Here is a 13,344-nt window from a genome sequence, read left to right as displayed (position 1 = left end):
GTGACGCAGCCTGCGGCAGCTGCTACGGGTGTTGTTTCAATGCCGTGGTGAGGGCATTGAAGTCCGGGCGTGCCAGCACGTCGGGCTGCACGCACGCCTGCTGCAACGCCACCCAGCGCTGATCCACTCCCTCGCAGCGCTCGATCAATTCCCCCAGCCAGATCCCGAACGCCCGCACCTCGATGCGTTGCAGCGTCGCGGCCAGCTGGCTGCCGTCCTGCGGGTAGAACGAGGCGGCGCCAAAATCCCCCAGCAAACAGTCGCCCTGGGCGTTGTACAGGGTGTTGTGCCCGTACAGGTCGCCGTGGTTGATGCCGTGCCGGTGCAGGTGCGCCGCCACCGAGGCCATGCCGCGGGCCATCGCTAGCAAGGTCTGCGGGGTGAACCGCGTGCCCTCGGGGTACACGTCGCGGCTGCAGGTGTCGAAGCTGGGCAGTGCGGCCAGGTTGATGAACGCCGGGCCGATCAGGTCCATCACCAGGCCCGCCACGCCTTCGGGGTGGCCCTTGAGCTTGCCTTCGATACGAATCAGGTTGGGGTGCAGGCCGGCGGCAATGCAGGCGTTCATCTCGTTCAGCGGCGTGCCGTCGCTGGTGATGTCGCCCTTGTACAGCTTGACCGCTACCGGCGTGTCGCCCCATTGCGCCTGATGGATGATGCCCGAGGCGCCTTCGCCCAGTTTCTGCTCCAGCTGCAACTGCTGCCAGGCGATGTCGGCGGTGATGCCGTCCTCGTCGTGGGGCGTGGTGAACGCGGCGCTCATCGGGTTGCCGGCCCAGGCCAGCCAGGCCAGGCTCGGCAGGCTGTGCAGCCAGTCGGGCAGGGCGGCCAGGCGGTTGGCGGACAGGCGCAGCAGCTCCAGCTTGTGCAGCTTGGCCATGCTCGCCGGCAACTGCGTCAGGCGGTTGCCGGCCAGCATGAATTTCTGCATCAAGTGGCAGTCGCCGATCTCGTCCGGCAACGCCTCGATGCAGTTGTCGGTCAGGATCAGCCAGCGCAGCTTGGGCCCCAGCGCGGCGGCCGGCACCTGCGCGATACGGTTGGACTTGAAGCCCACCATGCTCAGCTGCGGGCACTGGCCGATGCAGGCCGGCAGCTCGGTGAACTGGTTGCTGGAGCAGAACAGAATCTTCAGCCGGGCCAGCCGGTGCAGGTCGTCGGGCAGGCTGCGCAGGGCGTTGCCCGTGAGGTTGAGCACCTCCAGGGTGTCGGCCAGCTCGAAGATCTCGCGGGGGAACTCGGTCAGGCCACAGGCCAGGTCCAGGCGGGTGCTGCCGGCCAGTTTGCCGGCCTTCAGAAGGGCAAGGGTATCCATAGGGCTCGTCTTGGAAAATTCGCGATGCCCATCATAGCGGCCATACTCAGCTTTCGCCCGTCCCATAACAACAATCCAGGACAGGATTCATGAACTATCAGCACGCCTATCGACAGTCGCTCGCCGACCCTGCCGCCTTCTGGGCCGCGCAGGCCCAGCGAGTAGCCTGGTTCCGCGCCCCCACCCACACCCTCCACGAACGCCCCGACGGCACCCATGACTGGTTCGCCGACGGCCGCCTCAACACCAGCTACCTGGCCCTGGACTACCAGGTGGAGCAGGGCCGTGGCGAGCAGACCGCGCTGGCCTATGACTCGCCGGTGTCAGGCAGCCAGCAGCGCTTCAGCTTCCGCCAGCTGCGCGACGAGGTGGCGCAACTGGCCGGCTGGATGCGCAGCCTGGGGGTGGGCAAGGGCGACACGGTGATCCTGTACCTGCCGATGATTCCCCAGGCCGCCATCGCCATGCTGGCATGCGCGCGCCTGGGCGCGGTGCACTCGGTGGTGTTCGGCGGTTTCGCTGCCAACGAGCTGGCGGTGCGCATCGACGACGCCCGGCCGGTGTTGATTCTCACCGCCAGCTGCGGCCTGGAGTTTGACCGCGTGGTGCCCTACAAGCCGCTGCTGGACAGAGCCCTGGAACTGGCCCGGCACCAACCCGTGCGCGTGGCGCTGTGGCAGCGCCCGCAACTCACCGCCAGCCTGGTGCCGGGGCGGGATCTGGACTGGCAACGCGAGGTGCAGGACGCCCAGCCGGTGGGGCCGGTGGAGCTGGCCAGTGGCGACCCGCTGTACATCATGTACACCTCCGGCACCACAGGCCGGCCCAAGGGCATCGTCCGCGACAACGGCGGCCACGCGGTGGCCATGCGTTTCGCCCTGGAGCAGGTCTACGGCCTGCAGGCGGGAGATGTGTGGTGGGGCATCTCCGACGTCGGCTGGGTGGTGGGCCATTCGCTGATCATCTACGGGCCGCTGATGGCCGGCTGCACCAGCGTGATGTACGAGGGCAAGCCGATCCGCACCCCGGATGCCGGCAGCTACTGGCGCATCATTGAGCAATACCGGGTGAATGCGTTGTTCTGCGCGCCCACGGCCCTGCGCGCGATCCGCAAGGAAGACCCCGATGGCCTGCTGCTGGCGCGCCACGACCTGAGCACGTTGCGCTGCCTGTACCTGGCCGGGGAAAAACTCGACTCCAGCACCCACGCCTGGCTGGAAGCCATCACCGGCAAGCCGGTGCACGACCACTGGTGGCAGACCGAGACCGGCTGGCCGGTGACCGCGCCCTGTGCACGGCTGGACGGTTCCGGCGCCCGCGCCGGTTCCAGCAACCGCGCGGTGCCCGGTTATGCGGTGCGGGTGATGGACGAAGCAGGCCGCGAGTGCGGGCCGGGGCAGCAGGGCGACATCGTCATCGCCCTGCCGTTGCCGCCCGGGTGCTGCCAGACCCTGTGGCGCGACCACGAACGCTACCTGCAAGCGTACCTGCGCGCCTATCCCGGGCACTATCACACCGGTGACGGCGGCTACCTGGACGAGGACGGTTTCGTCTACATCATGGGCCGCACCGATGACGTCATCAACGTGGCCGGGCACCGCCTGTCGACCGGCGAGATGGAAGACCTGGTGGCGGCGCACCCGGCGGTGGCCGAGTGCGCGGTGTTCGGCGTGCACGACGACATCAAGGGCCAGGTGCCCATGGCCCTGGTGGTGCTCAAGGACGGTGTCGACGCCAGCGGCCTGCAAGAGGCGCTGGTGGCCCAGGTGCGCGAGCACATCGGCGCGCTGGCCTGCCTGCGGCGGGTGCAGGTGGTCAAGCGGCTGCCCAAGACCCGCTCGGGGAAGATTTTGCGCGCGGTGTTGCGCAAGATCGCCGACGGCGAGGTGTTCGCGCCGCCGCCGACCTTGGACGATCCGCTGATCCTGGAGGAGATCGCGGCGGTGCTAGGCCGTGGTTGACGCCACGTTGAAGCCTTCCTCGGCCGCGGGTGCGCTGAAGTAACGGCTGATCAGCTCGAATTGCGCGTCGCTGGCGGCGAACGCGTGTTCGCCGCTGGCGTTGCGTGCGCGCAGGCGTGCCTTGCACACCTCGTCGGGCACTTGCAGCACATGCAGCAGGTGCTTGGCGCCGCTGCGCTCGAACAGGCCGCGCATCCACAGGCGGTTGGCCGGGGTATTGGCGGGGAAGTCGAGCACCACGTTGACGCCCAATTGCAGCAGGGACTCCACGTGGGGGCCGATGGCGTCGCGCAGCAGGGCGGCGCAGCGCACGTAGTCGCTGACGTCGTGCAGCTGGTCCTTGTACAGCCGGGCCAGCCACACGTCTTCGCTCAGGCGCACGGTGTTCGGCGCCTCGGTGAGGCGCGTGGCCAGGGTGGATTTGCCGGAAGCGATCTTGCCGCAGAGCAGGTGCAGGGTGGCCATGGGGTGTTCGTCCTTGGAAGTGGGAGCTGGCTTGCCAGCGAGCTTTTCAGACGCCAACGGCTCGCTGGCAAGCCAGCTCCCATAATGTCACGGGGCTGCGTGCTCCTGAAGCTGGCCGAGCCGGCTGCGCGTGCGGGCCAGGTCAATGGCCTGGCCGGCGAGGCTTTCGGCCAGCGGCCGCTCGCTGATCAGCATCAGGCGCTTGTCCTGATCGTACAGCACGTCGATCAGGTTGATGAAGCGCTGTTGCACGGCAATCGAGCACTCGTCCAGCAGTGGCAGGTGGTCGATGATCCAGGTGTCGAAGCGCCCGCTCAGGTCCAGGTAGTCCATCACTGCGGTGGGTTGCTCGCAGATGTCGTCGAAGGTGAAATGAATGGTCCGCTCATGGCTCATGCGTGCGCGCAGCTGGCGCTTGCCCACGGCCAGGGGGAAGGGCGGCAGGTCGGCGGCCGGTAGCTTGAGCGCCTGGCGCTGGGCCGCAGTGCCCGGCCACACGTAGTGCCCCAGGGTGAATTGCTGCTCGCTGGCGGCGCTGGGCAGGGCGCGGTAGTCCTGGGCGCCGCCCACTTCCATCACCTGCATCTGCGCGTTGATCAGGCGGATCACCGGCAGGAAGCGTTCGTGGTACAGCGGGTTGGGCAGCAGCCCCTCGGGCGGGTAGTTGGACGTCACCATCAGGAAGATGCCGCGCGCATCCAGCGCCTTGAACAGGCGGGTCAGCAGCATGGCGTCGCCGATGTCGTGCACGTGGAACTCGTCGAAACACAGCACCCGGCAGTCGCTGAGCAACTCGTCCAGGGTGGTTTCCAGGGCATTGGCCTGCTCGCGGTTGCGGAACATGCCTTCGTGCAGCCGGGCGAAGAAATCATGGAAATGCAGGCGGCGTTTATGGGCCATCGGCAACGCCTGGTAGAAACCATCCAGCAGCCAGCTCTTGCCGCGCCCCACGGCGCCGTACAGGTACAGGCTGCGCGGCTGCGCCACGTCTTCCTGCAACAGCGGCTCCACGCGCTCGGCCATGCTGTCGATGACCTGCTGCTGGCCGTGGCTCAGGGTATAACCCTGTTGCTGGGCCTTGTGCTGGAAGTACTCGGTAATCTGCGCCCCGCGCCCCAGGTGGCGGCGGCCCAGGGCGTTGCCCAGGCGGGACTTGAACCAGGATTTCTTTGGCGGTAACGCGGCCAAGGGGCTTTCCTCATACTGGACAGGAGGCCCACGGTGGGCCGTGGCGGGTATTTAAGCAAAAGCGGCGGGGTGGCGGCCAGCGCGGTGGGTGAAGGGGTGGGCGATTGTCGGACTGTGGTCGATTTCAAAGTCGGCCAGCTACGCCCTGCGATACGAGTCAGGACGGGAGCAGGTGATAGCCAATGTTGGGCAATGGATTGGACGAGTTGCCGATGTGCCAGATGTACACGAAGGAAACTTGTTGTTTTGTCTCATCTGCGGGGCGCTTGAGGGTGTCAGTTGAGAGCAGGAAAAAATCCCCGGCTATCTGCTGAGCTTGATTTCCGCCCCCGAGGTTGCCATCGGTCCGCTGTAGTACGCCGTTCAATCGATCGAACCGTTGCGTTGAAACTATGCCCGCCAGTATCGAAACACAAAATCCACTGTTGAACAGAAGCATTTTCTTCCAATCCTCCACCAACAGGTTAACGCTTGCACTCGTACTTTTAAGTTCAATGGCAAAATCCACGGGGCAGTTTGCTGGGCCGATGGTGAGGTCCATCCGTTGCCTGCTGTTGGGGTAAAAGGTTTCTTTAGTGGAGACGAACGAGGTTGATAACAGGTCGACCAATACCTCGCGCAGTGCCTGGCGGATGACGAATTCGTCAATGGCACGATCTACTTCAGCCCCTGCATCGAAATACAGAGCCATCATCTTGATCGTCAGTCGGGTCGCCACTGTCTCCCAGTTCAGTTCCAGCTTGGCGGTCAAAGGGGGGCAGGTGTATAGGGTCAGAGTTCATCATGGTAACCCCTGGCCAACAGCTCAGGGGCTAGCCCGCAAAGTTCCCCGGCGGCCCACCATGACAAACGATGATTACGACCGGCCATGCCCGGATAGAAGTAAACTTGCCTGATCGTGTACTTGTCCAGGAAGTTCACGGTGCCGTGGGGGTAGTGTTCAAGCCACAGTAGTGGGGCTTGCAGGTTCAGTGTTGAAACAAGCAATTCACGAATGTCCATCACCCCTTGGGAGATGGACCTGCCGTAATTATCACTGCGCTCGCTGCACACGACACAGGCCACGCCATCGGATTTACGCAGCACGACCAGCACGTTGCAGATACATGGAAACTGTGGGTAACGGCTCTTGAATTCAAAGCCTTTGCATTCCTTGCACCATTCCACATCGTCGAATGATTGTTCAATTGTTTCGAAGGTGTTCACGTCGATATCCTGTCTCGGTGTGTGCAAGAAGGTTATCGGTGATGGACGGGTTTACCTATCCCGACGTGGTCTGAAATATGTGTAGGAATATTTTCCAAGGCCTGGCACCTGTAGCAGCCACCAGGCCAGCGCCAGCACGGCCACTCCTGCGCCCAGCGCGCACATTGCCTGCCACCCCCACTGCGCATACACCTGGGTGGCCGCCAGCGCCCCCAGCGCGCTGCCCACCGAATAGAAACACATGTACGCGCCGATCAGCTGGCTTTGCCCCTGTGATGGCTCCGCCAGCAGCAGGCTCTGGTTGGTGACGTGCACCGCCTGCACGGCGAAGTCCAGCATCAGCACGCCCAGCAGCAACGCCCAGAGGCTGGACGGCGCCCAGGCGATCGGCAGCCAGGCGCCGGCCAGCAGCGCCAGGGCCCAGCCGCTGGTGCGCCGGGCCAGGCCGGCGTCGGCCCAGCGCCCGGCCCGGGCCGCACCCAGGGCGCCGACGATGCCGGCCAGGCCGAACAGGCCGACCTGGGTGTGGTTGAGTGACCACGGCGGGGCGCTGAGGGGCAGGACCATGCTCGACCAGAGGATGCTGAAGTCGGCGAACACCAGCATCGCCAGCACCCCGCGCTGGCGCAGCAGGCGGTGGTGCAGGAACAGCCGGGCCATGGTGCGCAGCAATTGCCCATAGGTCTGCCGTGTGGCCACGGCCGCCGGCTCGGGCATGACCTTGCCCAGCAGCAGCGCCATGCCCAGCATCAGCCCGGCGAAGCCGGCGAACGCCAGGCGCCAGCCACCCATGTCGGCGACCGCGCCCGACAGCAGGCGGGCCAGCAGGATGCCGACGACGATGCCGCTGGTGACCGTGCCAATCACCTGGCCCCGTTGCGCAGGGTTGGCCAGGCTGGCGGCGTAGGCCACCACCACTTGCACCACTACGGCCATCAGGCCCACCCCCAGCATGGCCGCCAGCAGCAACCACCACTGGCCCGCCTGCGCACCCAGCACCAGCGCCGCGCAGGAAAGCAGCAGTTGGCCGATGATCATGCGCCGGCGGTCCAGGCGCTCGGCCAGCGGCACGATCAACAGCAGCCCGGCGCCGTAGCCGCATTGGGTGAGGGTGACCAGCAACCCCAGGTCCCCAGGCGCCACGCCCAGGCTTGCGCCGATCGAGCGTAGCAGCGGCTGGATGAAGTACACGGTGGCCACCGCCAGGCCGGCGGTCAGCGCCAGCAGCCAGGTGAGGCGCGGTGTGAGGTGAGTCATGGCAGGGCTGTCCTGTCGGGCAGTGAGGTTTCAAAAAGAAACCAGATTTTGCGTTTGTAGCAACTCTGGTTTTAATATGCAACCACATGCACCCGGCCGGTACCCTGCCATGACCTCACCCAGCGCCCCGCAACAAGCCCAATGCCCCGTGTTTCGCAGCCTGGAGACAGTCGGCGAGCGCTGGTCGCTGTTGATTGTGCGCGATGCCTTCGACGGCCTGCGACGCTTCGGTGAGTTCCAGAAAAGCCTGGGCCTGGCGAAGAACATCCTTGCCGCGCGGCTCAAGGCCTTGGTGGAGGTGGGGGTGTTCGACCTGCGCCCGGCGTCGGACGGCAGTGCCTACAAGGAATACGTGCTGACGGCCCAGGGGCGAGCGCTGTTTCCCGTGGTGGTGGCGCTGCGCCAGTGGGGCGAGCAGCACCTGTATCAGGCGGGCGAAGCCCATTCCCTGTTGCTGCACGCCGACACCCGCCAGCCGCTGGCGCCCCTGCAGGTGCGTTCGCAGCAGGGGCGGGTGGTGGGGCCGCAAGACTGCGTGCGCACGCCGGCGGTTTAACGCCCGTCCAGATGCGTAAGGCCGGTCAGCGTATCGGCGATTTTCTTGGTCCGCTGGGACGTGCCCTCGGTCATCCGGCTTGAATTCTCCAGGTCGCCGAGCAGCTCGCGCAGGGTGCCCACGGCCGTCGACTGTTCCTCGATCTGCAACGCCACGTTCTGGATCTCCCCGGCCAGGGCGTCGATGTCCACGCCGATCTCGCCGGCGTTCTTGCGGGTGATTTCCGCCAGCTTGCGCACCTCATCCGCCACCACCGCGAAGCCACGCCCGGTCTCGCCGGCGCGCGCGGCCTCGATGGCGGCGTTCAGCGCCAGCAGGTTGGTCTGCCCGGCGATCTGCTGGATGACCTGGACGACGGACTGGATGCGCAGGCTCGACTGCGCCAGGTCACGGGCGCTGCCCACTACCTGGTCGGCGTGGCTGGACAGCCCGGCCACGGTGTTGCCGGCCTGGGCGGTGACGCTGTTCTGCTGGTTGATGGTGCCGGTCAGCTCGTCCATGGACAGGTGCAGCTCGCCGGAGTAGTGCTGCAGCTGCCGGGCAATCTCTTCCTGCTGGTGGGTGGCCTGGGACAGCACCATGCCCAGGTCGGCGAGGCCGTCGAACACCGGCAGCACGCTGGCGTCCAGGCCGTGGGTGTCGAGGCTGCTGGTGAATTGCTGGTGCTTGAAGGCGTCGATCTGCTTGACCACCACGCGGTTCAAACCCGCCAGCTTCTGGATCTGCCGGCGCAGGAAAAAGGCCTTGAACTCGCCGTAGTGGCTGGCGAAGTTGTCGATGTAGTCGTCGCTGAACGTAGCGCCGTTGGCCACCTTGAAAAAGAAGATCGCGGTCAGCGTCTGGTTCAGGTTCAGCCCCAGGATCTCGCCGAAGGTGGAAAAGCCGGCCACCGGCACGTCGCCGAACACCCCGGTCATCTCGCCCAGTTTGCCGGCGTTGTTGGCCCGGCGCAGGATGCAGTCGTTGAGCAGGCCCACCAGCGGCTGGCCGCCCTTGCCCTGCAGGAAACGCTGGAAGTCGCGCTGGGTAGAATCGCGCAGCGAGGTGCGCTTGACCATCACCAGCTCTTCGCCGGGGGCCACGTCGCAGAACAGGTGCACGGTCTCGCGGGCGTAGTCGATGCGGGCGATGGAGCGCACGAACAGCTCATCGCCCACGCGAATGGCGAAGGAGTATTCGGCCAGGTATTTGTCCAGCTGGTTGGGGGCGCATTTGAACGCGTCGCACAGGGCTGCGACCATGGTCTTGATGTTGCCGGCGGCGTCGAACACCTGGTGGATGTAGCGCTCTTCCAGCGACGCGGTGAGCACGCTGAACGACAGCTTCGTGGGCTCGAAATTCTGGCTCTTGAACACGCCGAAGCGCACCTGTGGCGCGCACTTGAGGAAGACGATCTGCGCGTGGTTCTGGTAGCTGCGCTGGCCGTCGTGCAACAGGGTGGCCTTGAAGTCGTCCTTGCCGCCCGCCGAGCCGCCGACGAACAGGCAGGGGAAGCGCCCGGACTCGTACAGCGCCTCCATGAAGAACGATTCCGAGGCGGACAGGCCGTCGAACAGCACGTAGGCGAGGGTGTCGCGGTTGTCGATGGGCAGGCTGACCCGCGTGCGCTTGAGGGTGGCCGCCAGGCTGGCGATGCGTTCGCGCATGGGCAGGCGCTTGCCACCGGCGCGGATGTCTTCGGACAGCAGCGGCACGCTGACCAGCTCGGCGCTGGCGATGACGCTGGCGTCGAACAGTTGCAGCACGATGCGGTCCCATTGGCCCTGGGCGTTGCAGTACAGCGCGTCACTGGCGCTGCACAGCTCGCCGGCGGTGGTGCACAGGCTCAGGGTGGCCTGGGGGAAGCGCTGGCGCAGTTGCCGGGCCACGGCGTCGAGGTCCAGGTGCGGCGAGATGAAACCGGCGATGAACGTGGGCGTCAGCTTCACGCCTTGCAGCGTGCTGCCCAGCGCGTTGAAGGTGCACAGCACGCTGGCGGTCCCGGGGGCGTTCGATGTGGCCTGGCGGAGAAAGCGGAAAGGGTTCATCGGGTTCGGGACCTTTGGGCGGCAGATTTTTAATGGGGTGCCTGATCAGTGCATCGACCTGTTGCGCCAGGACTTGACCGGATCAGTACCAAGGTATGACAGCTGGTAGCTGAAACGTTTTACCCGGTGCATCAAGACGACGATTGCCTCTGGCGCGTCACGCATCAACTTTGACAAAAAGGGCTGAAAACCCGCTGCTGGCGCGCGCCAGGCAAGGCTTGTGCGTGTATCAATACGCTGACCGAAGTGGCAACTTCTGCCTCGAATGCTAGCCTCCAGTTCACGGATGCGCCTCGCAAGGAGTGAGGGTGTGAAGGGAATAGCGATCGCCGCGCTGTCGAGCCTGATGCTCGGCGGCCCGGCACTGGCCACGGAGCTGCAGGTCGAGGTGCGCGTGAACGTGCAGCGCGGCTGCGTGCTGCTGGGCCAGGTGCGTGACGCCGGCCCGCAACACCTGGGGCTGCTGGATTTCGGCAGCGCCGCGCGCCTGGATGACCCCGCCGGCCCGCTGTCGGCGCAACTGCCCCGCACCCGCCTGCCGCGCCTGGAATGCAACCCCGACACCGCCTATCAGGTGCAGGTCGACGGCGGCCAGCATGGGGGCGTCGGCGACGTGCGTTACCTGGCCAGCGCCGCTGGCAACGCCATTCCCTACCGCCTCTACAGCGACCCGGCGCGCCGCGTGCCCTTTGCTGTCGACCAGCCGCTGAGCGGCCGCGTGCCGGCCACTGGCACCATCGAACTGCCGCTGTACGCACGCATCGAACCGCTGGCCCAAGTGCCGCGTGCCGGGCAATACAGTGACCTGTTGAAGGTGACCGTGACATGGTAGGCCACTGGCTGACCGCCATGCTCGCGCTGCCGTGGGCCGGCCATGCCGTGGCGGCGGTCAATGGCGTCAGCGGGCAGATCCAGGCGCGCCTGGTGATTACCGCCGGCTGCGAGGTGCAAAGCGCCGGCAGCACCCTGGCCACCGGCTCGCTGGGCGCCCTGGATTTCGGCGACCAGGGGCCCACCTGGAACGCGCCCATTGGCGCCAACGTCGCCAACGGCGGCAGCGCCCTGCAGGTGGCTTGCAACCCGACGGTCACCGGCTTCAGCGTCACCATCGATGGCGGCGCCAACGGCGACGGCACCACCCGGCGCCTGAGCAACGGCAGCCGCACCATCCCATACCAGCTGTATCAGAACGCCGCCGGCACCGAGCGCTACAGCATCGGCGAGCAGAAGACCTTCGCCGTCAGCAGTGGCGGGCAAATCCCTATCCCGATCTTCGGCGCCGTGGTGGCCAACCCCCGCGCGCTGCCGGCGGGCATCTACCGCGACACCCTGCGGGTGACCCTGAACTGGTAACACAAGCACTGGTAACACAAGGAGTGAATCATGCACGCACAGGCTTTTCGTTCTGCCGCCCTGTTACCGGCCCTGGCCTTGCTGGCCGCGATGACGCCCGCCGCCCAGGCCGCCACCACGGTCACCGGCCAGGTTACCGCCAGCCTGGTGCTGACCAGCAGCTGCCTGGTGAACGGCGTGGCCGGCAGCACCAATATCAATTTCGGTAGCTTGAACTTCGGCACCACCAGCAGCCTGTTCACCCAGGCCAGCAGCCAGGTGCTGGGCGGTGGCGGCGGGGCCATGTCGATACTCTGCTCGGCCGGCACCGTGCCGGTGGTGAAGGTGCGCGCCGGCAGCCATGACGGCCAGGCCACCGGTGGTGCCCGGGCGCTGGCCGACGGCGCCGGGCATTTCGTGCCCTACGACTTCTTCACCGACACCGGCTTCTCCAACCTGCTGGCCATCGACGGCACCATCAGCCTGGCGACCAGCACCGGCGTGGCGCAGACGGTCAACCTCTACGGCCGCGCCATCGGCGTCGCCGGACTGCCGGCGGGCACCTACACGGACACGGTAGCGGTCGAGCTGACGTTCTAGCCATGGTCGGCCTCAAGGGCGCGCTGCTACTGGCGAGCCTGGCGGCGCCCTGGCCGCTGGACGCCGCCACCACCAGCACCTTCCTGGTCAACGCGGCCATCACCAGCGGTTGCCTGGTGGTGGGTGGCGGCAGCAACTACGGCAGCCTCAACTTCGGCAGCTGGTCGGCGCTGGCCACCGGCACGGCAACGGCGGCGGTGCCTGGCACCGGGGTGAAGCTGCAGTGCACCCCGGGGGTGACCCTGAACATGAAAGTGGACGGCGGCCAGAACGCCGGCACCTCGCGCAACCTCAAGGCCGGCAGCGCGCTGGTGGCCTACCAGCTGTTTCGCGACGCGGCCTACAGCCAGGCGCTTGGCATCAGCCAGAGCGTCACCGTGGCGTACAGCGATTCAACCAACATCAGCCTGCCGATCTATGGCCGGCTGAGCCTGCCGGGCAATGTGCCGGCGGGCAGCTACAGCGATGTCTTGCAAGTGGAATTGTCCTGGTAAGCCGGGGCGCCCTCGAATGTTGCCTGTGGAGTGAATGTATGTGGCGTTGGGGCAGTGTGTGTTGTGGGGTGCTGTTGCCGTTCACGGTGCAGGCGGCCAGTTCGGTGCTGATCTGGCCCATCGACCCGGTGCTGGAGGCCGACCAGCAGGCCAGCGCGCTGTGGCTGGAGAACCGTGGCAGCGAGCCGGCTGATTTGCAGATCCGCGTGTTCGGCTGGAGCCAGAGCGGTTTCGATGACCAGTACCAGAACCAGCGCGACGTGATCGGCAGCCCGCCGGTGGCGCACATCGCGCCCGGCCAGAAGCAGCTGGTACGCCTGACCCGCACCCGGGAAATACCGCCGGGCCAGGAGCAGGCCTACCGCATCATCATCGACGAGATTCCCGCTGCCCAGGCGCCGGGGGCGGACGGCCAGGGCAAGACTGCCGCGGCCATCCGTTTCCAGATGCGCTACTCGGTGCCGCTGTTCGCCTACGGCGCCGGCCTGTGGAGCAAGCCCGACCCCAGCCGCGAGCGCGACCCCAAGGGCGCCGGCGTGCCAGCGTTGACCTGGCGCACGGTCAGCGAGGGCGGCAAGGACTTCGTCGAGATCCGCAACCAGGGCCCGGTGCACGCGCGCCTCACGGACGTGGCGCTGCAGCAGGGCGCGCAGCGCCGGGCGTTGGGCGAGGGCCTGCTGGGCTACGTGCTGCCGGGGGCGAGCATGCGCTGGCCGCTGCCGGCAACGGCGCAGGTGTCGGCGTTGCAAGGCCGGGTCAATGGCGGTGACGCGCCGCAAGCCCTGGCGCCTGCGCGCTGAGCGGCGTTTTCGTGGTTGGCTTGATAAGGGAGATGCCCCATCGATCGGCACGGATGCCCCTCGACACTGACGTGGTTCACCCTGGGGTGGCTGTTGTACCCCTGTGCCACGCTGGCCGGGGAGCTGCCGCCGCCACCCACGGG

General features: G+C 66.5%; 14 protein-coding genes. 7 read left to right on the top strand and 7 right to left on the bottom strand.

Going from position 1 to position 13,344, the window contains the following annotated elements; all coding sequences use genetic code 11:
* Positions 1 to 22: 22 nt before the first annotated feature.
* On the bottom strand, positions 23 to 1,315 hold the full coding sequence (locus AC0J42_RS19490) for a leucine-rich repeat-containing protein kinase family protein (RefSeq protein WP_473003185.1): 1,293 nt from the start codon (positions 1,313 to 1,315) through the stop codon (positions 23 to 25).
* Between the two features lie 89 nt (positions 1,316 to 1,404).
* Here AC0J42_RS19490 and AC0J42_RS19485 point away from each other — a divergent pair, with 89 nt between their 5' ends.
* A complete protein-coding gene (locus AC0J42_RS19485; protein ID WP_473003183.1) occupies positions 1,405 to 3,276 on the top strand; it encodes an AMP-binding protein in 1,872 nt (623 codons plus the stop codon).
* Here AC0J42_RS19485 and AC0J42_RS19480 read toward each other — a convergent pair.
* The 5 genes from AC0J42_RS19480 to AC0J42_RS19460 all read right to left on the bottom strand — a co-directional run bounded on the left by AC0J42_RS19480 (position 3,262) and on the right by AC0J42_RS19460 (position 7,392).
* A complete protein-coding gene (locus tag AC0J42_RS19480; RefSeq protein WP_473003180.1) occupies positions 3,262 to 3,741 on the bottom strand; it encodes a P-loop nucleotide/nucleoside kinase family protein in 480 nt (159 codons plus the stop codon). The two genes, AC0J42_RS19485 and AC0J42_RS19480, sit on opposite strands and share 15 nt — an antisense overlap.
* A gap of 87 nt (positions 3,742 to 3,828) precedes the next feature.
* A complete protein-coding gene (zapE, locus tag AC0J42_RS19475) occupies positions 3,829 to 4,929 on the bottom strand; it encodes a cell division protein ZapE (protein WP_473003178.1) in 1,101 nt (366 codons plus the stop codon).
* A gap of 157 nt (positions 4,930 to 5,086) precedes the next feature.
* Positions 5,087 to 5,680, bottom strand: coding sequence for a hypothetical protein (locus tag AC0J42_RS19470; RefSeq protein WP_473003176.1), 594 nt, complete (start codon positions 5,678 to 5,680; stop codon positions 5,087 to 5,089).
* Between the two features lie 20 nt (positions 5,681 to 5,700).
* Complete coding sequence (locus AC0J42_RS19465) at positions 5,701 to 6,135, bottom strand: hypothetical protein (RefSeq protein ID WP_473003174.1); 435 nt, start codon at positions 6,133 to 6,135, stop codon at positions 5,701 to 5,703.
* A 51-nt stretch (positions 6,136 to 6,186) separates the two neighbouring features.
* A complete protein-coding gene (locus AC0J42_RS19460) occupies positions 6,187 to 7,392 on the bottom strand; it encodes an MFS transporter (RefSeq protein WP_473003172.1) in 1,206 nt (401 codons plus the stop codon).
* Between the two features lie 109 nt (positions 7,393 to 7,501).
* On the opposite strand from AC0J42_RS19460, the gene AC0J42_RS19455 reads away from it, so the two are divergent.
* A complete protein-coding gene (locus AC0J42_RS19455; protein ID WP_473003171.1) occupies positions 7,502 to 7,948 on the top strand; it encodes a winged helix-turn-helix transcriptional regulator in 447 nt (148 codons plus the stop codon).
* Here the strand turns inward: AC0J42_RS19455 and AC0J42_RS19450 are convergent.
* Complete coding sequence (locus tag AC0J42_RS19450) at positions 7,945 to 9,975, bottom strand: methyl-accepting chemotaxis protein (RefSeq protein ID WP_473003169.1); 2,031 nt, start codon at positions 9,973 to 9,975, stop codon at positions 7,945 to 7,947. The two genes, AC0J42_RS19455 and AC0J42_RS19450, sit on opposite strands and share 4 nt — an antisense overlap.
* Before the next feature lie 346 nt (positions 9,976 to 10,321).
* On the opposite strand from AC0J42_RS19450, the gene AC0J42_RS19445 reads away from it, so the two are divergent.
* From AC0J42_RS19445 to AC0J42_RS19425, 5 genes are read left to right on the top strand one after another with little or no spacing between them, the layout of a single operon-like run.
* Entirely contained in the window at positions 10,322 to 10,807 is a 486-nt protein-coding gene (locus tag AC0J42_RS19445; RefSeq protein ID WP_473006883.1) for a Csu type fimbrial protein, read from the top strand.
* 17 nt (positions 10,808 to 10,824) lie between these two features.
* On the top strand, positions 10,825 to 11,328 hold the full coding sequence (locus AC0J42_RS19440) for a Csu type fimbrial protein (RefSeq protein WP_473006882.1): 504 nt from the start codon (positions 10,825 to 10,827) through the stop codon (positions 11,326 to 11,328).
* Positions 11,329 to 11,358: 30 nt separating this feature from the next.
* On the top strand, positions 11,359 to 11,907 hold the full coding sequence (locus AC0J42_RS19435) for a Csu type fimbrial protein (protein WP_473003167.1): 549 nt from the start codon (positions 11,359 to 11,361) through the stop codon (positions 11,905 to 11,907).
* Positions 11,908 to 11,909: 2 nt separating this feature from the next.
* Positions 11,910 to 12,401: a Csu type fimbrial protein gene (locus tag AC0J42_RS19430; protein ID WP_416425286.1), complete on the top strand. Its 492-nt coding sequence runs from the start codon at positions 11,910 to 11,912 to the stop codon at positions 12,399 to 12,401.
* Between the two features lie 38 nt (positions 12,402 to 12,439).
* Positions 12,440 to 13,201, top strand: a complete 762-nt coding sequence (locus AC0J42_RS19425) for a fimbrial biogenesis chaperone (protein ID WP_473003165.1) — start codon at positions 12,440 to 12,442, stop codon at positions 13,199 to 13,201.
* Positions 13,202 to 13,344: the final 143 nt, after the last annotated feature.

Source organism: Pseudomonas sp. Tav-5-1A (genome assembly GCF_055755055.1).
The sequence above is the reverse complement of the archived record's forward strand: the minus strand, read 5'-3'. Positions and strand labels throughout refer to the sequence as shown.